Origin of the sequence: Dissulfuribacter thermophilus (assembly GCF_001687335.1) — a bacterium.
GTDB lineage: Bacteria > Desulfobacterota > Dissulfuribacteria > Dissulfuribacterales > Dissulfuribacteraceae > Dissulfuribacter > Dissulfuribacter thermophilus.
The window spans coordinates 1-20,492 of sequence record NZ_MAGO01000018.1 but is presented as its reverse complement, the minus strand read 5'-3'; the positions used below and the strand labels follow the sequence as shown (position 1 = coordinate 20,492).

The window sequence follows — 20,492 nt, the reverse complement described above, 5'->3', positions numbered from 1 at the left end:
GGCACAGTGAATATCAAGAACAAGAGGGCAGCCACTCTGTGTATTATTCTACAGACCTGAATGCCAGAGGCCAACATATTGCTATTTTGCCCAGTGACAAAGTCAAAGGGATAACCGAAACAGTAAGCAATCCAATGAAAACTCGAAGACAATATTGGTAGCCCTGTTAGGATGAAAAAGAACATAAGAGTAATGATGGTCCTGTGATAGAACATCTGAAACGGTGTAAAGGCAGTATATGTCTTATTCATTGCCATCCTCCTTGTCCTTGGATGCAAGAACTTCTTTGCGTTTTGATAACCAGTAAAGGAAATGCGCACCAGCTCCTATAGCCACAGCGGCTGATGCCCCTATACCAAAATTCTTGCAGAGTTCGCGTAAGACCATGCTGCCTACCACTGGATCCTTTGGAAGCCCATATTTTTCAGCTTCAGCTGCTGGCACTATGGTCAACCAACGAGTAGTTCCAACATAGTCGTTCAACTTCTCTGCGCCGTAGACAATATATTCCTTGCCAAAACGTTTAGTGTAGAACTTTGCCCTTTCCTTTGCCTCAGCAACCACTTCTTCCCTGGGGCCGCTAAAAAGGCCTCCTGCAATACAACCTGACACACAGGCAGGCTTAAGGCCTGATTCCACACGGTCATAGCACATAATGCACTTATAGGACTTGTTTGTTGCCCGGTCGTAGACAGGAACTCCAAAGGGACATGCATCCTGACAGGTACGGCATCCTACGCACCGATCCTGGTGAATAACTACCTGACCGCCCTTTCGCACTTCAATAGCTTTAGACGGGCAGTTCCTGGCACACGGAGAATTTTCGCAATGCATGCAGTGATGGAGCTCAGTAATCTGATAGGCATTGGGATAAGTTCCGAACTCCCTCTGCCTGGGGTAAATGTAATTTAACTGGGGTAGTGCCTCATTTACCCCTAATTCCATGGCAGTCTTGCCCTCTCTTTGTAACCTCAATCTATTCTCGACACTGCATTGAACCACACAGGTAAAGCAGCGCACACACGCCTGAGAGTCATAACATATTGAATAAACAGACATTACGCCCTCCTTATCTTTATAATGTAATCATGCGCCGCATGCCCGCCTGTCAACGGAGCAAAATGGAATGGAGCTGAGTGATTTGGGTTGAAGCCGTATTTCGGCGCATGGCCATAGAAGTTATTCAGCTGCCTAAAGGCACCTGGGCCCACTGTGTAAAAACTAAACATGGCATCAGGATGTACTAACTCACTGAGCCTGACTGTAGCGTACTGAACCAGCTTATTGTCTGGATTCCAGATTTTAACCAGATCTCCATCCTTGAGACCCAGCGCCTTTCCTTTGGCCTTATTAATAAAGACAGCATCCCAAGATATGGCCTTTCCAATATTTGCCAGGAGTCGATTGTCTTTGGTCTGCTGGCCAGTAAAGGAATTTACAGGGGCAAAGCCAGTAACCGGGATGAACTCATCTCTATCCAGTTTGGCCTTACGGGTCATCCAATTGGTTGGTTGCCAGACAGGAAGCGGACTTGCAACCACTGCGTTGGGATCTCCCTTGGCCTTGAGTTCTGCATACTCCTTTGCCAGGAACGTACTGAATATCTCCAGCTTATGAGTGGGGGTCTTTGCCTTGGGCTTAGGTTTTGGTTCAGTTCCATTCCAGATACCAAACTGTTTCAGTCGGTCGAGAGAAATTTCGGCCTTTTCATGATCAGACACCTTTTTAAGCCCGGCAAGTTGTTTCTTCCAGAGACCTTCGATACCATCCTGTTCAAAGTGCTTAAAATAGGCATCGTATTCTTCTGGCTTAAGTACACGTTTGGCCAATTCAAGGACGATCCAGTAGGGATCCTTTGCATCAAAAAGTGGGTCAATCGCCTTCATATTTATGGCCAGAGTGGGCACTGGCGATTTGTACTTGCCATTTATGGCCTCATCCCGCTCAACAAAGGTAGCGTCTGGTAATATGACATCTGCGTATAGAGTTGTCTCGTTAAAGAACGGCGAGATACAGACTGTAAAGTCCAGCTTTTTCAATGCCTCCACAATCTCAGTACCACCAGCAGAGCCACCAAGGAGGTTTTGTCCCCAGAAAACCATTGCCTTTATAGGATAAGGTTTCCCAGTTAACACTGTTTCCACCGCCTTTCGACGGTAGTATTTGTGATTGCTAAATCGGAAATTCGGGTCATGCTCTTCGTAGTACTTAATTATTGGTTTTGCCTTGGGCTTGGGAGGCTTTATGTAATGTCCAGTCTTTGGTGAGTGATTCCAGACGATACCACCCTCGCGTCCAAATGCTCCGATGAAGACGTTCATCATATTGATAACCTGAATCATTTTGAACGAGTTAAAGTAGCGCTCACTTCTATAGGTCGGATCGATGAATGCGTGCGGACGATTCTCGTCGAGTTCGCGGGCAATCTTGCGTATTTCCTCTACAGGAACATCGCTCTGCTCAGCTGCCCATTCAGGAGTGTAGGCCTCTAATTCCTTGGCAATACGATCCAGTGCCGTCTGGCCTTTGATAACCTTATTACCAATAGTCACATCAAAAGTACCATGTAAAGCAGGCTTCTTTGCTTCACTAGCATAGCGTACCTGTTTTGTAGCTTCATCATAAACAAGATAATCTAATACCTTGATTTTCTTAACCTTACCATGCTTGATCTTGGTCTTTTCAATTTCTTTTACGCCTATTGGTTGAAGTGTTTTGGGATCAACCAACATAGGTGCATTTGTATATTTCTTGAGATAGTTAGCGTCATAGGACTTGTTCTTTACCAACTCATGGAAGACTCCAAGGAGAAACGCAAGATCAGCACCAGGCCTTATGGGTATCCAATGTACATTATCCTCACCTGCTTCAGAGGGTTTGCGGGGATCAACCACCGTAAGCTTCAAACCTTTCCTTTTACCCTCTGCAAACCGCATAGCCCATGGATAACATACAAGACCACCTGCAGGGTTACGTCCAATCAACACACCGTATTTTGCCCTAGCAAAATCCACAGTGACTTTACTTGGACTACATGCAGGAAGTCCCTTTTTAAAAGGACCGTAAACCACTCCAGCGCCTACTGCTCTGGAATTTGCCCAACATGTGTCAGCATAGCCAGGAAAATTTGGCGTTCCGTAAATCTTGAAAAATTCCTTATCCAGACCTGGTGCACTGTGGAATCGGCAAAGGAATGCGACGGCTTCAGGGATACCTTTATCCCTATAGTCCTTAAGTTTAGAGGCCACCAAGTCTAATGCTTCAGACCAGGTTGCCCTACGAAATTTTCCTTCACCCCTTTCGCCGACACGAATGAGTGGGGTCTGGACACGGTTGGGATTGTAGACCATACCAGCAGCTGCTGCAGAACGGCCACACACCCCTGGTAGTACGGAGTTTGGATTGCCTTCAATACCGACAAGACGTCCATTTACAACCCTGGCCAAACCAGGACACTTTTGGGCGCACATTCGGCAATTTACAGGCACTTTCTTCTCCAAACCATAATCGGAGCGAGACATGGCCCTTGCCTTTTTAGCACCAACTCCTGTTGCAACCAGGGGACCAGCTAAAGCTAGGCCCCCAAGTTTTAGAAAATCTCTTCTGTTCGTCTTCAACATCTTCCCTCTCCTCTCTCATCTTTATCAGGCATAAATTCGTGTTGTGATATCCAGTAACTAATATCCCTATTCAAACTTGGGGTTCGTATTTCAGCCGTAATTTGACTGTAGAGCCCCAAACTTTGGTCTTATTTGAAATATTTTTCAAATCAATAGATTATTCCTAAATTAAAAGTGACCTAATCTGGTCACATGAAACGCTTCATAGCAATACATATGCCATTTCAATAGTGCAGAAAGAAAAAATTATTTAAGAGAACGAAATTTAACCGGGAGTATCGAGTAAAATAAAATGCGGAGAAAGATTGATGAGAGGGATTTTTTTACTATTTGAAACAATGTTACATTAAATAGATATCTAATCAATTAGATACTTAAGAACTTTATTTGATTTAATATTTATTAAATAAATATATAAAAAATAAATAAGTACAATTGAAAGGATTTTCAATAGAATGTTAAGACCTCTTTTTAGGAAGAAAAACACAAGCAGAGGCCTGTGAGGGAAATTACATTCCATAAACATTAGAATTTTTCAAGATGCGGGATAAATTTTTTTGAAAAAAATCGTAAATTTTAATTTATGTTTTATGTTCCCTTATAGGTACATAATCATGCTTCAATGTACCCGAATGGGAACAAATAATTAATCACATTGATTTAATGTTAAAGCCCTGACAACTTCTCAAGTAATGGGCTAATAAATTCTCCACTTAGTTGCATGTTAAAGTCACTTTAGTGTCCCCAGGTAAGGGCACTTAAAAATCCCCACTTGGTTAGTCAATAAATAATTAAAGAGTTACCTTGTTTAAGAAATATCTTAGACAGGGGCCTGAGGATGAAGGGTATTGAGATGTATTACACAGTCAAGACATTATTGGATCAAGGGTGGAGCATTTCCGGTATTGCCTATGAACTAGGGGTTGTTAGAAAGATGGGATTTTAATCCCTCGTCCCCCCTGGCAAAGAGGCCTAGGTGGATTTTGGGCATGTTGGGAAATTTTTAATAGAGGGTAAGTGGCGTAAGTGTTGGGTGTTTTGGATAACCCTTTAGATAAAAAATTTTTTCTTGAAGGGGCTTAATAGCAGGGATCTTTCAGAAATAATAACAGAGCTCAAAAGATGGCTTGATGATGTATGTAACGGCCGTGTTCATGGTACTACCCAAAGGATTCCCAGGGAGGAGTTTGAAAGTAAGGAGAATAAAGACCTTAACTCATTGCCATTAAGGAGGTATGAGATTCCATTTTTATGCAAGGGAAAGGTCAATGCCTATAGCCATGTAGGCTACAAATATAATTATTATTCTTTCCCCTATAAGTATGTAGGCGAAGAGGCAAGTGTAAAGAGATAGGACCATTGACACCCAGTCACTGCTGCTTAGTGTTTTGCCAATGACTTGTCAATATATGACAGGTTGGCCAGAGGTGAAAGAAAACATCATCTTCATGGGGAATCCTGGTGAAGGCAAGACTCACCTTGCCAATGCCCTTGGACTTGAGGCCTTAAAAAGGGGATACAAGGTCTTAAGGAACTTGTCTCATTGGACCTCTTTATTATTGATGAAATAGGCTTTAAGAAGGTCCTTCAAGACGCTGTGGATGAGTTCTTTGAAATAGTGAAAAGACGTCATGAAAGTGGTTCAATAATAATCACCACTAATCGGAGTTCAAACGCCGTCGGTACTTACAGGCTGAAATCTGCTTCACAAAGCAGTGAAGGATGTGAAGCACCTGTAGGGCTTATCCTTGACTGCTACCAGTAAAGCAAATCAGCCAATCTTCTTTTACAATATGGCCCCAACAAATATATAGACCCGAAAGAATGAGCACTATTTTAAAATATTTGAGGAGATAGCCCCCTTTTACAGAACAGAATGGCCCGCGGATAGCGATTGATTGAACCCTGCAGGACCTTAATAGGAACAATAGACATCAATTCTGATTCTCTTTATAATGAAAAAGGTGGCGAAATCTCTGGATTGACGACGATTGGGAGTACAATTTAGGAGGGGTTAGAGGAATCGAACCAAAGAAGTCGCCTGAAACAAGGTAGGATGTCCAGAGATTCCGCCCCTTGTGAAACAGTTTCAAACTGCATCATTCTATTGAAAAAACTGGACAACTGGCCAGCTATGCTCCCTATTCCATCTCTGTCTCCTTGGATCCAATATACATGCCTTCTTTTCGTCTTCGATTTTCGTGAGGTTGCAAATGCCATAGGCAAGACTGTCAAGCAAAACTGTAAAATCAACATATTGAACCATGATATTTCCAGGCAAATCAAGGCGGGTTGGGGCAAAGTTAAGAATTCCCCTGACCCCAGCCTTAACAAAGGCATTGGCAACACTTTGAGCCTGATCTACAGACACTGCTATAACGCCAATATCAACAGTATCTGCATTTACTATCTCTTCAAACTCCTCCATAGGTCTAATCTTTAGACCATGCCCTACGTCCTCGCCCACCTTTTTCGGATCATTGTCAAAGGCTGCAACAAAACGATATCCCTGTGACTGAAGATGGCGATTTGCCAACAATGCACGCCCGACACAGTCAACCCCCACCAAAGCCATGCGCCATTCACGGACTAGCCCCAATATCCCGCGAATGTGCTCAGCCAGGCGCACCACATCGTAACCAATCCCTCTGACCCCAAAACGTCCGAAATAAGAGAGATCTTTACGTAACTGTGCCGGATTTACGTTGGCGTATCGTGCCAAGGCGGCTGATGATACCACAGTGGTACCATTTTGTAGCAGCCTTTGCAGATACCGGTAATAAATGGACAAACGCAAAATGGCAGCTGCTGGAATCTTGTTTCTCTTCAATGTAACGTCCTCCTTACTAAAAGGTTCTTTTAATTAATTTTTTTCCTAATAGCTTTTTGGTTATAAATTATTAGTTGCAAGACCTATGCCAGAATTGAGAATAACTACACAACTGAGGCTTGTATCCTCACTCACTTTTTTTACCCTCAAAAAATCCATTAGAAACAAGATGTTATAAATTTTTATAATCCAACTAAATTTTGAACAAACAAAACCTATAAAATAAATAGGCATTTTACTGAAAAAACAGAGACAATTTTGCAAATTCCATATAGGAAATGTTCCGCAAAAGGAACATTTTTGTAGGCCATGTTCCCTTACGGGAACATTGTGCTCAATCGGGAACATCAACATCCGGTTGTTAATTTTTTAAAACTATTGAATCCCAACTTTAAGGCAAAAAAAAAATCTGAGAGGAAAGCCTATGGCTTACCTCTCAGATTCATCACTCTGATAGTATAAACCTTTTTAATAAGTTAGCAACCGAGACTAGAATTCAATCTGGAAACGAGCCTCAAATATGTTGGCATTTCCGTTATCCAGATTCAAATCCTTTCTGTCCACATTTGCATTTACATAGTTGAACATCACACGAACATTTGGATTGAGATACCAATTGGCACCAAGAGTAACATCATTTTCTTTTCCGCCTTGGATACCATTGTCATCTAGATCCACATAAGAATATCTGGCTACTAATTCCCAAGCACCCCATCCAGACTTTCCAAAATCAAAATTACGGTTAGGTGTAAGCCTGCAGAAGTGTCCAGATGATCTTACGTAATGACGATGCTCACCAGTCAAGAAGTAGCTGATGTATGCATAGTAACCACTAAAGTTTGGATCACTCCCTGTAACTGAATTCACTGATGCATACATATACTCAGCCTGAATTGAAAGGGGTCCATAAATCAAGACCATCTCAGGATTAAAGAGATCCACATCGTCTGCAATGATATTACCTGTATCCACTAGCCTGACTGTTGAAAGATGAGCCTCAGGTCTTTCTCTGAAACGAATTGGGTTTCCGCCATTATCATCACGGAACCTATGGCTATATGAAAATCCGAGATGGAGTAATTTGCGACCATTTTCAGCAAGCCATGGAAGCACGGTGATACGAGCTGTCAAATCAGTATCTGAGAAATTATTGAAGCTTTTGCCTTGACCATCAGTATCGAAGAACAGACCTACTGCCCAGGTCATACGTTTGTTAAACTCTGCATTGTGAAGCATGAAACCAGTATTGTATCCTGCAGCAAAGGTGTTCGGCAGAGCCCTTTCAAGGAAGGTTAGATATTTACTACAGGTCAACTCCTCCAGAGAAAAGGGTTCCTTGAAATGACCAACCCTAAACTTTCCAACATAGGGTATATGCTTTAACTCAATCCATACATTCTTAAAATGTACGCTTCCACTGGCGAAATCGTACTGCCATTTAAATGCAACATTTTCATAAACAGTACCGGCTATTTGAATACGGGCACGCCTAAATTCGCTGCCATGACCTTCAAAGCTTGGAAAGAGCCTATCTAAATCATCATCAGCGCCAATAACTGCAAAATCAGACTGAAGCCTACCACCTATCTTAATTTTATACCTATTGTCGGCACTCTTAATACGAAGGCCGTTTTTCCAATAAACCATTAAATTCGTTCCTGGTGCCTTCTCAGCCTTTGCCTGCTTTAACAATTCGCTATACTGTGCATCTGTAATCTGGTTATTTTGCCGCAAAATATCAAGGATTTTTTCTGCAACACTCTTATCTTCAGCAAATGCTAGATTCACGCTGCATACACAAAATATCGCCAACACCATGGCTACAAATAGTTTATGCAGCCTGAAACCAACATTCTTTTTCCTTACCCCTTGAGTTCTCGTACCAAACCTTCTCATAATACTTCCTCCTTTTTTCATACATTTCCTCCCTGTTTTTTTTGATAAATAAATTCCCTCCAGCTGGCGGATTTTTGATAAATTATGTACAAAAAGGATGCCAAGTCTCTCTAAAAGAAAGACAAAAAAAATTCTTTTTTTAACCTTTGACAATAACTCGCATAACAAATGATTTTTTTTTCAAGCACCCTAAAAAAAATAAATTGTAAAAACAGTCCGTTACTAATTCATTTTTTTATTGGTCAGTTCCTATTCAATTCCACAATGAGAGGTTCATTTTTAAAAAAAGACAGGATTGAAGGCGATGTAAAAAAAGAGATAATTATATAAGTAATAATTTCATGTTCCGCCTTAAGGACATAATTAATCAATGCTGTTCCCATGAGGGAACAGCCATTAATCATGTAGTTTCAAGTTGAATATACAGCAGGAAATCAATCTAACCGTGCAAATCAAGACATACCTAGACAACAAAAGTTCTGAAATCCAACCTTGCTCAGGCCCTTAATGAGATCTAAATATCAATATTGAGTTCCTTTAATTTCTTCCAAAGGACCTTACGACTTATTCCTAGTCTTGCAGCTGCCTCTATCTTTTTCCCTTTGGTCTGCTCCAGGGCCTTGAGGATCCTCTGCCTTTCATAGCATTTCACACCCTCTTCCAATGGAAGATCTTCAGATATGCAGGGAAGGTCCTCGGCCATCTTTCTAAATACAGAGGGAAGATGGGTTACGTAAATTTGACTTCCAGTGGATAATAATACGGCCCTCTCTATGGCATTCTTGAGTTCTCTAACGTTTCCAGGATAATCGTAGGCCAGAAGACTCTTATATGCATCAGGAGAAATATTAAGACCATTCTTACCGTACTTTGTAGAATACATCTTTAAAAAATATTCAATCAAGGCTGTTATGTCCTCGCCTCTCTCTCTTAGCGGAGGCAGGTGTATTGGCACTACATTTATCCTGTAAAACAAATCCTCTCTAAACGTACCCTCTTGGATAGCCTCCTTCAGATCCTTGGAAGTGGCAAATATTGTCCTGACGTCTACCTTTATACCCTTATATCCTCCAAGCCTAGTTATCTCCTGATCTTCTAGTACCCTAAGAAGCTTGACCTGAAGGCTAAGCGGCATATCTCCAATCTCGTCAAAAAAGATCGTCCCACCATTGGCAGCCTCAAATTTTCCTTTACGGGCCTGCACTGCTCCTGTAAAGGCCCCCTTTTCATGACCAAAAAGCTCTGATTCAAGAAGGTTTTCAGGGATGGCAGCACAATTTATCTTTATAAATGGCTTATCCTTCCTCTCACTCAGGTTGTGAAGCGCGTTGGCTACCAGCTCTTTACCAGTTCCACTCTCACCACGAATAAGCACAGGGACATCTGTTGGGGCCACTGTATTTATCAGATCAAAAACCGCCTTCATAACAGAGCTTTCTCCAATAATATTCTCAAATTGGGCCCGCCCTTTTATGGTTTCCCTTAACCTTACGTTTTCTTGCTTGAGCTTACGATAATTGAAATATCGTTTTACAACTATCAACAGCGCCTCATTTGTAAAAGGCTTGCTGATATAATCAAAGGCCCCCTGTTTTATGGCAGAAACAGCTGTCTCTACCTCTGGAAAAGCCGTTATTAAGATTACTCCTATATCAGGGTACATCTCCTTTGCCTTAGAGAGCACTTCCATGCCATTTAGCCCCGGTAATCTCAGATCAGTTATGACCAGGTCAAATCGTTCATGGCCTAGGAGATTGACTCCCTGATTACCATCTTCACATGAAATGATATCATAGCCATTTTCTCGAAGGGCGTGACTTATTCCGAGTCGCATGGAAAGTTCGTCTTCTATGAGCAATATCCTACCTTTCATGGCTCTTCAGTCAGTCTTATTAGGGATTCACAATACCAAGGAGTTCCAGAGACCTAAACTCTCACTTATCACCCAAAAGCCATACTCCCTCTTTTTCCAAATATGAAACCATCTTCCTAATCGGATCATAGTCGGAATCAGATATCCTAGTGAAGCCATACCTAATGTTTACGTCCCACGAATCCATTATTTTCCTATGTGATGTGTCATCGTAATTGAGCCTAAGTAGTGCCTTCTCAATACTTCGAACCACATTTGGATCGGCTCCAGGCCGTACCACTATCAAAAATCCTGGAAATGGATCAGTTTGGCCTATAAATTTTATACCCATCTTTTTGTACTGCTGGGCCACTGATTCGAGAACTACACCTGCATCAAAATTGCCTCGAAGAACCTCTCTTGCCACAGAGTCATGATATTTGAGGTTTTTATACGCGCCGAGATCCTTGAGCCTTATGTGCTCTTTTGAATAGAGATGAAAAATCGGGACCAGATTTCCAGAAGTAGAATATTTAGACGCAAAAGCAAATCGTTTCCCTCTGACATCCTGAATGGTATTAATCTTATGATTGTCTCCCCTAGCAATGAAAATGGCCTTACAGGTCGGCCTCCTATCAGGGCTCAATGCTCCCAAAAGGGGCAAAACACCGGCCTCTTCTCTGGCTTTCAAGTAGGTTAGCCCCGCTAGAATTGCCACATCCACAGTACCATCCACTAGATATTTTAAAATGCTTCCGTAATCCTGGCTGATCCTAAGTTCAAAGTTATATGGTGTCTCATTACTTAGATAGTCAACGAATGGCTGGTAGCTCTTAAACATAACCAGTGGATGGTATAGAGTAATGACCCCAACGAATACTTTCTTTGGAGATTTATGCTGCTCGCCGCTACCTGCATATATATATATAGGTATTGAACCCTGAATTAAAAATGCCGTCAGGATAGCTATTATAGTAGATAAACGGGCCATAAAATACATAATTTAATTCTTACGCAACCCGCCTAACAACCTCAAAAGGCGACTATTTCAGGAGTGACGTAAAAGCATATTAAAAAGCCTGCGTCCAGCTACTAGTATTAAACTCAACATCTAAACCACCATCATTACGCTACATGGACTTAATTTAGCGACCTTCTCTGCAGTTCCAGTTCCGGGAATCTTAAATCTAGAACGTCGTTTATGAGGTGGCCGCCCCCCTATGATTATCAAATCCATATTTTCTTCAGTTGCAACAGCTACAATCTCTTTATATGGTTCTCCCTTCCTAAGCCTCAAGGAGAATGAAAGCCCTTGTTCTTCAGCTTTTTTCGTAAATTCGAGAATAACTTTCTGGGCAGTTGATTCACATTCTGAAATAATATAGGATACAAACTGTTCCTTAGTAGTTCCAGGCACTAGCTGGTCAACGTATCCGTAATGACACAACTTGTCGTCAAGAACGTGCACAACCGTAAGCTCTGCTCCCTCTCTCTTTACGAGATAGAGTGCATAGTCTTCTGCCTTTTTCGAAGATTCAGAACCATTTGTTGCTAAAAGTATTTTTTTAAACATAAACGACAAAGACTTCTTCCTCGCTAACAATACGTTTTTAGGCCAACTGGGATTATCAAGTCCATGTTGAATCTAGTTGTTAAAAAATTGAAGTGGGGGAAGATTTCTCTATCCCCCACTCACTGACTTCAACTCCAATAACAATTGTTACTTAATAAGGGCTGCAAGGATTACCATTCCTACACCCAAAATTATAACAGCCAAATCTTGTTTCCTAGATTTTGACAGAGCCATGTATCCTACCTCCTTTTTGTTATTTTGTTATTTAACACCCCAAATATCTATTTACTTCATAAAGGTCAGGACTACTACAAGTGCCAGTGCTGCCTTTAAGCCAGCGACTAAGAAGCCAAGGAAGAAACCGGACAATCCAGCTGCCTTAAGGTCAGCGAGCCTGGTGGTAAGTCCAATACTTGCAAAACCGAGGAGGAATGCCCAGTTCATAAAGATCTTGGCCTGATGGACCTCTGGTTTGGTGAAAAGCCCCATAGTATTCAAAAAGACAACCAAGAGGAAGCCAAGGACGAAAATTGGGAATTTGTCGATGATCAGTTTGAACTTGTTGATTTCTACTGACTGTCCACCACTGGAAGCCTCTCTACTGGCTGCCATAATTGCAAGCATAAGGACAACAAAAGGCAGGAAGATAACTCTTCCGATGTTGTAAATTCCTGCGATAAGACCAGCACCTTCACTATACCCAAAACCAGCAGCCAACACCTGTGCTGAGTTAACTATTCCAACACCGCAAAATGCTCCATACTGAGTATCTGTCAGATGCAACATTTTTCCAATCGGTGGGAATACCAGCAATGCCAACAGACCGAACATAAGTACCACAGCGATGGAATAGGCCATATCCTGGTTTTTTGCCCGTACTGCTGGGGCAATAGCGATGGTGGCAGAAACTCCACAGACTGATAGACCTGATGCAAGACAGGCTGCTAGAGGAGTGGGAACCTTAAGCTTGGTTCCAACCCACATCATGATAATAGCAGTACCAAAGAGAAAGATTCCGATATACAAAAGAGCTGGTCCACCGACCTTGACTAGACCCATCATGGAGTATTTTGCTCCCATGATGACGATACCTGTCTTAGTAAGAATGGTTGAAAACCTTAGACCAGGCTCAAATACTCTAGCCACCCCAACGGTATTCTTGATAATAATTCCAAATAAAATCGCAAGGATAAAATCCTTTAATTCAAGATAGGTCTTAAAAAGTGGATATTGGCGAAGATATGGAGCTATGACATATGCTGCCACAGCCACAGCGATGACCAAGATAGCTCCCGGAATACTGTCTACAACTTCTTGTATAAAAGATTTTTGCCCCTCACTTATCGCACTTTGCGATCTACTTACTTCGGCGTCCTGTGCCATTTCAATCCCTCCAAATTTTATTTTTTAATATTTTGTTTTTTAAAAACATCTCACCTTATTAAATAATGTTCGATCCATCGATTCACCTCATAGATCTAACTATTATTCACCCCCTTTCTTAATTTGTTTAACTAATGCCTAAAGCCGTATGCGACTCGCAATATTACAAAATTTGCTTTATTTCCAGGGAGTTGGAACACTATATTAGCGTCGATTCCCCTAGGCTTCGCATATTCGGTAATATTGCGAGCCGCATCATTTGCCAATGACTAAGCAAGAAAAATGCCAAGTTTTTTGAGGCAAAAATCACTTGAGCTAAAAACAATGAAAAACGTGAGGCATAAAATGCCATTTGAAGAGGCTATGGTGAAAAGGCCTTTTTATAAAATTCATTTAAAAACAATATGGTAGAATTAATTAAAGCCCTCGATAATATAATGTGAACCTTAACTCAAAAAATAAATTTCCCTCTTTTCCCAATGGAAAACTTCCTGGATGATTGTTCTTTCTAAGGAACGCCCCTGAGCCACATGTTCCCTTTAGAGGACATGTGGTCAGTAGATCAAAGTCCAACAAAGACTTCACCCTTAATGTAAGTGAACACCTCAATCTGTTATTGGTGACGAAAAAAATTTCATAGAATAGCCCCAGGCCAAGTTCTTTTGTTTTGCATCTCCTAATAATTCAGGGAGCAAAACACGCTTAACCCCCTACAAGACCTGAGGCCATATTAGGATGTAAGCTACCCTAAAGCATGGCTTGAGACTTTTACCATTTAACAGCAAAAAACTTTCGAATCTCAAGATATGGACTAAAGGCCCACTTTTTCTTTGAAGGTCTCAAGCCCTATCCTCTTAATTATGTGCTCGAGCCTTGCCTTTTTCTTTACCTCTGAAGTGAAGAGCTCAGCAATGCGTTCAAGAAGTGCCGCTGCCTCCTCGTGGGTTTCAACCTTTCCCATCTCTTCTCCGAGCTTTGGCCTTGCCCCACCATGACCTCCAATAAACACCTTCCAACCGCTCCTTACACCTACAAACCCCACATCCACCATATTCGCCCAGGAACAACATGCAGGACAGCCAGAGACAGCCACCTTAAGCTTTGGAGCAACGGGTTTCCGTGAAAGCCTGTCATAAAGATATTTTGACAAAGCAAAAGTATCCTTGAGTGCTAGCTTACAATAGGGTTTACCAACGCACACTCTGGGTTGGGACAGATCCCTTGCCTTCCTAACAGAGAGGCCAGCTGCGTCCAGTCGTTCAAGAACATCCTTGGCCTGGTCAAAATCCATACCTAAGAGCATGATCTTCTGGGCGGTGGTAACGTGAATTAGGCAATTGTGTTCGCGGCCTATCTGGGCAAGGAGTTCAAGGGCCTCTGGACTCAAACATGCGCCATTGGGTAGTTCAAATGATATCATATACGAACCATCCTTCTGAGGTACTATTCCAGGGATTTTTTTTTCTTCCATTCAATGCCTCCCTTTCTAACATATCATTATGGTAAAAAATAAAACATCACACGCCTGAAACCAATTCAACCAATACTGGCCGAAAATTCGTAGGTCTCTTTTGGAGCTAAAAATAGCTTTATATTAGCAAAAGCATTGTAAGCTAATAATAAAGAGAAAAAGATTTATTTCAACTCCAACCTTCAAATCGACTTTTCAAATATTAAGCTTGCTGCTTTATATGCAGCTGGGCATAGGGTTAAACGCCATTTCAATTTCACAGTTACACTTTTTTGTTAATAGCTCAAAAAATTTGATTTATCCCAAACATGTTTTAATTTAATTATTCACAGATTTCACTATTCCAAGATGGTAAAGGAGCTATGGCATCACTAAAAGATAAGTTAGAGATAATCTATTTGTCCCCTTATGGTTCCGATTTGAATCAAGAGTAACAAGCTGACTATCATGTGAGACAGCGATTTGAGCTGAGCACTGGCGATTTTTAAAAAAACGTAAAAAAATAATTATGGTCTTATAACCCTAAGGTGACTACAGACGATACCGACATTGATTTTTTCATACTTCAAGTATTTCTCAAGTTGGTACAAGATCTGGCTGGTTACTAATTTTACATCAGTGATAAATATTAATAAACTAACTAAGTTTTCAGTTTAAAATCTCCTGTACTGAATAACAAAATCATAAGATGACCAAAATTGGCACATAATAATAACCATATATATTGACTTTTACTCCTGTTACCACTAACAATAAACTTCACACTCTTTTATCAGAACTGAGCGCTATCTATGGAAAATTCAAACAAAGTTTTTATCATTGCCGAAGCAGGTGTTAACCACAACGGTTCTGTGGAGATTGCCCACAAAATGATAGACGAAGCCAAGTCTGCAGGGGCGGACTGTATCAAGTTTCAGGTATTTAATACTGAAGCCTTGGTTTCTAGAGATGCCCCTACTGCTCAATATCAAAAGGAAAAGACTGGTGAGACCGAGCAGTATTCAATGTTAAAGGCTCTTGAACTTAAAAAAGAAGAAATACTCTGTCTTAAAAAACACTGTGAGAATATTGGAATTGAGTTTCTGGCCACCCCTTTTGACCTTGAGAGCGTAGAGTTTCTTAGTCCACTTGTTTCAAGGTTCAAAATAGGATCTGGTGACATTACAAATTTTCCTCTACTCGAATTAGTAGCTAAGAAAGGGAAACCTGTGATCTTGTCTACAGGAATGGCTAGTTTGGGAGAGATAGAAGATGCCTTTTGGTTGTTAGCTCAACACCTTCCTTTAGACTACATAACACTCCTACATTGCGTCAGCATTTACCCAACTCCACCTGAACTTGTGAATTTAAACGTAATACATACGTTAAAAACACTTTTTAAAACATCCATTGGATTTTCAGACCATTCCATTGGGATCAACATGGCAATTGCTGCTGTTGCTATAGGTGCCACTGTAATCGAAAAGCACTTTACCTTAGACAAAAAGCTTAAAGGACCTGACCACAATGCCTCAGTTGATCCAGTAGAGCTAAAAATGTTGATTAAGGCTGTAAAGGAAGTGGAAGTTGCCCTCGGAAACGGCTTAAAATGTATTTCTGATGCGGAAGCAGAGATCAAGCGTGTTGTTCGCAGAGGGCTTTATGCAAGAAGAGATATAAAAGCCGGTCAAACTCTTAACGCCGGAGACATTATTCCACTAAGACCTGAAAAAGGGATACCATCTCGTTTCTTCAATAAGGTCCTAGGCCTCAAATCAAACACAGACATCAAACAGGGAACGCCTTTGGAATGGTGGATGTTACGGCCTCTACGCAGCTAGAAATGGTACATTCTATATCTTTTTATTTATTATGATCCCATTCAGCTCTAACTTGTCTATACGAGCCATATCCAGTAAGTATTCGGGTGGTATGCTTCTAACTATCTCACCAGAACGCGGATCAACTATTTTTACTACCAGTGTTCCGGCCTTCTTGTCGTAATGGAACTCGATTTCCTTTTGATCTACAAGCTCACTTAGCATTTGTGCCAGCTTTTCCAGAGTATCATCACGCAAATGGCCTACCGAAGAGGATTTAGAGGTATCCCTTTCTGTTGTTTGCGTATTAGACAAAGGCGTATTTTCAGCCTTAGTGGACTGCTGATTTGTATATATTAAATTTTTTACAACATTAAGCTCCATCATAATGATCTATCCAAATATTTTAACTGCTTATTTTCTATCAATTTTCTATAGCCTGCTAATCCTTTTTTTCCTACCCTTAATACATCCAAACGTTCTTCTAATTTGTTTTTTAATTTCTGCATTAACTGTTGAAGAATTCGTTCTCTTTCAATTATTAATGAGAGTTTTTGAGAATATAGTTCAAGTGGTTCCCTTAAATTTCCATCAATAGCTAACTGCTGGATAGTATCAATGGATTTTTTTAACAGATTAAAAGAATGTTGTCTTTCATAATCAATTCCTGTAAGGTCAGCTATATTAAATTTTCCATGTTCTAGGAGTTCAAGGGCAGATTGAGCCAAAAGAAAATGTTTTTGCTGCATATCTTCATAGTTGCTGAATGCCTTTTCCATTAATTCAATCACCTTTTTTGTATTATACATATTAATATCCTTATTTAATATACCAATATTAAATAGAAATAGATACACTGTTTCTTTTTTTGTGAGACTGTTCTGAAACAGGTACAATTTCACTAGAACTATCTTCTTTATTCATAACCCGTTCTTTCCACAATTTTTTTAATTCTTCTATATATCCAATAGCAATATCTAATGTTCGAAGATCATTGGTCAGATTAACCTTTGGAAGTTCTGTTAGTATACTCAAGTAAAGTCCCCTCAAGAAAGCAGCTGTTTCTCCACCTGCCTCCATATCAAGAGAGGCGTTCAGCTCACCAATAATAGAAATGGCCTTTCCCAATCCCTCTCCTCTTTTTCTGACATCTTGCTCCTCTACCCCTTCTCTGGCCTTTTTCAGGGCTTGAACAGCTCCTTCATAAAGTAGCAGTATCAACTGTTCAGGACTATGATTGGTAACAATTTGAGTTCGTTTATAGTTCAATATTGCTTTATTGTACATTAAAATCCCCCTTACTATTTATTTTTTAGAGCATTGTTAAATGCCTCAAATTGTTGGGAAAGATAGGATGATATCGACTGCATATTGTTCATATACCTATCTAGTTCCAAAAATTGTCTGGCAAGAATTTCATATTTTTTTTCAAGTCGTGCTTCTGCGCTAGTTATCTGTTCGTCAAGATTATTGATCTGGGAATTGGCTGCGCTCTTTTCCGCATCGATAAGGCCGGTATTAGCCTTTGTCGCAGTTCGCAATATGGTATTTACCCGATCAGCCCAGCCAGTAATATTGTTATCAGTGTCTCCCAAGAAAAATGATTTAACATCATTGAAGTGTTCGCTCAGGGCCTGGTTAAGTGTGTCTTCATTAATTGAAATAGTACCGTCTCTCGCAAACTCAAAACCAAGGTCAAAAATGGAGGTTATCGCCCCTGACACGTCCACCTTATCCGAAACACTTTCAATCACTTGGGACTTAAATAGCTGTATAGATGTGACACCGTAAAGAGAGCCACCAACCCCTGTGTCAGTATCGTAGGAACTATTCGTGTTCACTTCCTGAAAATACTCGTTCAATCCTGTTACGAAATCCTTGACGAGTGCGGCTATTCCTGAAGTGTCGGTGGTGATGGATAATGTTGTCTGACCAGTTGCCTGAAGCGTGAAGGTAACCCCTGTAAGAATGTCAGTTATTTCATTGGAACCCTTTGTGTAGCTCACGCCGTCAATTTTTATTTCAGCATCAAGGGAGGACCCCCCTGTCCCTGTTTCCTCTGCCAGAGTGATATCAGTAAGCTGCTTGGTGATGCTTATTCTTCCAGATTCTCCTAGAGTATTTGACTGAATAAGGAGCTTGTATGGTGTAGCACCAGTCCCATCCTTGACTACCGATGCAGTCACCCCTGGATTATTGGGATCATCATTTATCAACGCTGCAAGTTGTTGCAGTGTGGTTCCACTCGCAACACTTAGGCTTGTTGATTTGCCATTTACCTCATATGTAAAGGTCTCTGTGGAACCTGTCCCATTGATGACGCTATCTTCAGAGGCAAAACCGCTGGTAGAACGCCAAGCACTGTATTGCGCAAGCCGTATAACTTCAATATTGTAACTTCCTGTCGAAGCCCCTGATGATACTGATACCGATACAGGAGAACTGTCACTTAGACTGACGCTCCTACCAAGGTAAGTAGAACTGAGCCCTAACGTAAGAGCCTTATCCTTAAGGTCTAAAAGTAACTTCTTAAGGGTATCCAGTTCGGCCACCCTATCCTTGGCCTGAAGTTGTTTGGCTTTAAGTCGCGTAATAGGAGCTCTGTCAGCAGCCTTGAGTTGGTCCAGGATATCCTGTAATTGTAAACCAGATCCCATTCCCAATATCGATATTGTGCCTGCCATGAGAATTATCTCCTACTAGCAACTATGCAAAAAAAATACCTTAAAGGGACCACCCCCAACATCTTAATATAATAAGAAAAAATCCCTATCAATCTATTATTTAGGAAGATTTTTCCCTCTGATTAAAGCAGGGGGGAATATCCCCCCTGCATGCCTTTTCATATTACTGTAAGAGTTTGAGTACGTTCTGACTCATTGCATTGGCCTGAGCCATAGCGAAGGTTCCTGCCTGCAACAGGACCTGCATCTTGGAGAAGTTCGAACTTTCCTCTGCAAAGTCCACATCACGGATGGTACTCTCTGTTGCCTGCACATTGATCTTTGTAACCGATAAGTTCGCTATGGTACTATTCAATTGGTTCTGGACCGAACCGAGATTGCCTCTAATCTCATTCAGCCTCTTTAGGGCATAATCAGCAATACGGATTGCCATCTCAGCCCCTTCTTGGGTGGTTACGTCAACATGTGCAATAGCAGTGTCATAGTTGAGACCTGCCAAGATTACACCATCACCCTTTACATCGCTTGTGGCCTCAGTTACTGCGTTTCCACCTGCAAGACCCACCTTGAGAAGGCTGAGTTCTTTACTAGAACCACTGCTTCCAGCCCCTTCTACAGTGAATTGACTATCAGACACCAATCTCACATTTCCGAAATACACTGAATCCTGGGCTACACCATTGGAGCCAAAATCTGCTGCGAACTTCACATATTTATTTCCATTGGCTGTAGTCTGGACATGGATGTTACGGCCGTCCTTTGCAGTCAATACAAGTCTTCCCTCAGCATCAATACTTGCGATAACGCCTGTTTGATCAGTGTATTCATTGATGGCGTTTATAAGAGTATGGTCTGCATCTCCATCAAGGATTTGCATTCCACTGCCGCCTGTATTATCACGAATTACATCAATGCCATTAATCTTGAGATCGCCCTGCTGTAGTGTTCCAGCAGTGACAACACCTGCCCCTGTCTGATTGGCCTTTATGATGTCTGCCTCAACCCCTGTTTGATCCTTTATGAGGTTAATGGCGTTAGCCCATGCAGCAGCACTCTTGTCTGCATAAACGTCTGATATGCCGTCATCTGTAGGCTGGCCAAGCACGTATCCATTAATCTTGATATCCCCGGTGGCATAGGAGAGCCTGTCACGGCCAAATAAGAGGAGATCGTTTCCAGCGGTATTGTCAACCCCATTTTCCTCAGTTGAACCGTAATGTGTACCTAAGAAACCTATTTTTCGTAAATAATTATCTGCTGTTTTATCTGAGTCGGTTGCAGATCCCTGAATCTTAATTTCCGTCGTCTGAGTACCAGTAGTTGTACCTGCAATTAAATGTGCTACACTACCAGGATCAGTTCCGCTTATAGTAATACTTTCACG

Annotated in this window: 17 protein-coding genes and 1 pseudogene; 3 read left to right on the top strand and 15 right to left on the bottom strand. The window is 41.2% G+C overall.

From position 1 onward, the window contains the following. From DBT_RS11475 to DBT_RS11465, 3 genes are all read right to left on the bottom strand, one after another. On the bottom strand, positions 1-251 hold a 251-nt coding region (locus tag DBT_RS11475; RefSeq protein ID WP_141674298.1), incomplete at its 3' end, for a hypothetical protein. After that, positions 244-1,059 (bottom strand): 4Fe-4S dicluster domain-containing protein, encoded by an 816-nt coding sequence (locus DBT_RS11470; RefSeq protein ID WP_067620827.1) that lies wholly within the window; start codon positions 1,057-1,059, stop codon positions 244-246. The genes DBT_RS11470 and DBT_RS11475, both read right to left, overlap by 8 nt. Beyond that, positions 1,059-3,620: a molybdopterin-containing oxidoreductase family protein gene (locus DBT_RS11465; protein WP_067620824.1), complete on the bottom strand. Its 2,562-nt coding sequence runs from the start codon at positions 3,618-3,620 to the stop codon at positions 1,059-1,061. Before DBT_RS11465 ends, DBT_RS11470 begins: the two co-directional genes overlap by 1 nt. Before the next feature lie 1,069 nt (positions 3,621-4,689). Here DBT_RS11465 and DBT_RS11460 point away from each other — a divergent pair. Together DBT_RS11460 and DBT_RS11865 are read left to right on the top strand one after the other, a co-directional pair. Beyond that, on the top strand, positions 4,690-4,974 hold the full coding sequence (locus DBT_RS11460) for a hypothetical protein (RefSeq protein WP_067620821.1): 285 nt from the start codon (positions 4,690-4,692) through the stop codon (positions 4,972-4,974). A gap of 40 nt (positions 4,975-5,014) precedes the next feature. Continuing rightward, positions 5,015-5,385 (top strand): annotated as a pseudogene (locus DBT_RS11865) (ATP-binding protein). 339 nt (positions 5,386-5,724) lie between these two features. On the opposite strand, the gene DBT_RS11455 reads toward DBT_RS11865, so the two are convergent. From DBT_RS11455 to DBT_RS11425, 7 genes are all read right to left on the bottom strand, one after another. Then, on the bottom strand, positions 5,725-6,450 hold the full coding sequence (locus DBT_RS11455) for a redox-sensing transcriptional repressor Rex (RefSeq protein WP_067620818.1): 726 nt from the start codon (positions 6,448-6,450) through the stop codon (positions 5,725-5,727). Between the two features lie 489 nt (positions 6,451-6,939). Beyond that, a complete protein-coding gene (locus DBT_RS11450; RefSeq protein WP_161939978.1) occupies positions 6,940-8,346 on the bottom strand; it encodes an OprO/OprP family phosphate-selective porin in 1,407 nt (468 codons plus the stop codon). A gap of 514 nt (positions 8,347-8,860) precedes the next feature. Next, positions 8,861-10,219, bottom strand: a complete 1,359-nt coding sequence (locus tag DBT_RS11445; RefSeq protein WP_067620812.1) for a sigma-54-dependent transcriptional regulator — start codon at positions 10,217-10,219, stop codon at positions 8,861-8,863. A gap of 61 nt (positions 10,220-10,280) precedes the next feature. Further along, positions 10,281-11,189, bottom strand: coding sequence for a PhnD/SsuA/transferrin family substrate-binding protein (locus DBT_RS11440; protein WP_161939977.1), 909 nt, complete (start codon positions 11,187-11,189; stop codon positions 10,281-10,283). A 120-nt stretch (positions 11,190-11,309) separates the two neighbouring features. Then, positions 11,310-11,771 carry a universal stress protein gene (locus tag DBT_RS11435; protein ID WP_067620806.1) on the bottom strand — a complete coding sequence of 154 codons (462 nt, stop codon included), beginning with the start codon at positions 11,769-11,771 and terminating at the stop codon, positions 11,310-11,312. Between the two features lie 285 nt (positions 11,772-12,056). Next, the gene (locus DBT_RS11430) at positions 12,057-13,154 is read right to left on the bottom strand and encodes a YeiH family protein (protein WP_067620803.1); all 1,098 of its coding nucleotides are present in this window, start codon (positions 13,152-13,154) and stop codon (positions 12,057-12,059) included. 811 nt (positions 13,155-13,965) lie between these two features. Next, positions 13,966-14,625, bottom strand: a complete 660-nt coding sequence (locus DBT_RS11425) for a nitrite/sulfite reductase domain-containing protein (protein WP_067620800.1) — start codon at positions 14,623-14,625, stop codon at positions 13,966-13,968. A 791-nt stretch (positions 14,626-15,416) separates the two neighbouring features. On the opposite strand from DBT_RS11425, the gene neuB reads away from it, so the two are divergent. Next, entirely contained in the window at positions 15,417-16,445 is a 1,029-nt protein-coding gene (gene neuB, locus DBT_RS11420; RefSeq protein ID WP_067620797.1) for an N-acetylneuraminate synthase, read from the top strand. Positions 16,446-16,457: 12 nt separating this feature from the next. On the opposite strand, the gene DBT_RS11415 is transcribed toward neuB, so the two are convergent. From DBT_RS11415 to DBT_RS12305, 5 genes are all read right to left on the bottom strand, one after another. Continuing rightward, positions 16,458-16,811 (bottom strand): flagellar protein FlaG, encoded by a 354-nt coding sequence (locus DBT_RS11415; RefSeq protein WP_067620794.1) that lies wholly within the window; start codon positions 16,809-16,811, stop codon positions 16,458-16,460. Next, positions 16,808-17,233: a hypothetical protein gene (locus DBT_RS11410; protein WP_067620791.1), complete on the bottom strand. Its 426-nt coding sequence runs from the start codon at positions 17,231-17,233 to the stop codon at positions 16,808-16,810. Before DBT_RS11410 ends, DBT_RS11415 begins: the two co-directional genes overlap by 4 nt. A gap of 28 nt (positions 17,234-17,261) precedes the next feature. Next, positions 17,262-17,711, bottom strand: coding sequence for a flagellar export chaperone FliS (gene fliS / locus DBT_RS11405; protein ID WP_067620788.1), 450 nt, complete (start codon positions 17,709-17,711; stop codon positions 17,262-17,264). 14 nt (positions 17,712-17,725) lie between these two features. Continuing rightward, positions 17,726-19,108 carry a flagellar filament capping protein FliD gene (gene fliD, locus DBT_RS11400; protein ID WP_067620785.1) on the bottom strand — a complete coding sequence of 461 codons (1,383 nt, stop codon included), beginning with the start codon at positions 19,106-19,108 and terminating at the stop codon, positions 17,726-17,728. A 163-nt stretch (positions 19,109-19,271) separates the two neighbouring features. Continuing rightward, positions 19,272-20,492 (bottom strand): flagellin (locus DBT_RS12305; RefSeq protein ID WP_279614897.1); only part of this gene is annotated, 1,221 nt, incomplete at its 5' end.

What these genes read in the sequence shown, in the direction of transcription:
- DBT_RS11470 (WP_067620827.1), bottom strand. Translation starts at nt 1,059, where the DNA reads ATGTCTGTTTATTCAATATGTTATGACTCTCAGGCGTGTGTGCGCTGC.
- fliD (WP_067620785.1), bottom strand. Translation starts at nt 19,108, where the DNA reads ATGGCAGGCACAATATCGATATTGGGAATGGGATCTGGTTTACAATTA.
- DBT_RS11440 (WP_161939977.1), bottom strand. Translation starts at nt 11,189, where the DNA reads ATGGCCCGTTTATCTACTATAATAGCTATCCTGACGGCATTTTTAATT.
- DBT_RS11410 (WP_067620791.1), bottom strand. Translation starts at nt 17,233, where the DNA reads ATGTATAATACAAAAAAGGTGATTGAATTAATGGAAAAGGCATTCAGC.
- DBT_RS11435 (WP_067620806.1), bottom strand. Translation starts at nt 11,771, where the DNA reads ATGTTTAAAAAAATACTTTTAGCAACAAATGGTTCTGAATCTTCGAAA.
- fliS (WP_067620788.1), bottom strand. Translation starts at nt 17,711, where the DNA reads ATGTACAATAAAGCAATATTGAACTATAAACGAACTCAAATTGTTACC.
- neuB (WP_067620797.1), top strand. Translation starts at nt 15,417, where the DNA reads ATGGAAAATTCAAACAAAGTTTTTATCATTGCCGAAGCAGGTGTTAAC.
- DBT_RS11430 (WP_067620803.1), bottom strand. Translation starts at nt 13,154, where the DNA reads ATGGCACAGGACGCCGAAGTAAGTAGATCGCAAAGTGCGATAAGTGAG.
- DBT_RS11425 (WP_067620800.1), bottom strand. Translation starts at nt 14,625, where the DNA reads ATGGAAGAAAAAAAAATCCCTGGAATAGTACCTCAGAAGGATGGTTCG.
- DBT_RS11465 (WP_067620824.1), bottom strand. Translation starts at nt 3,620, where the DNA reads ATGTTGAAGACGAACAGAAGAGATTTTCTAAAACTTGGGGGCCTAGCT.
- DBT_RS11445 (WP_067620812.1), bottom strand. Translation starts at nt 10,219, where the DNA reads ATGAAAGGTAGGATATTGCTCATAGAAGACGAACTTTCCATGCGACTC.
- DBT_RS11415 (WP_067620794.1), bottom strand. Translation starts at nt 16,811, where the DNA reads ATGATGGAGCTTAATGTTGTAAAAAATTTAATATATACAAATCAGCAG.
- DBT_RS11450 (WP_161939978.1), bottom strand. Translation starts at nt 8,346, where the DNA reads ATGAGAAGGTTTGGTACGAGAACTCAAGGGGTAAGGAAAAAGAATGTT.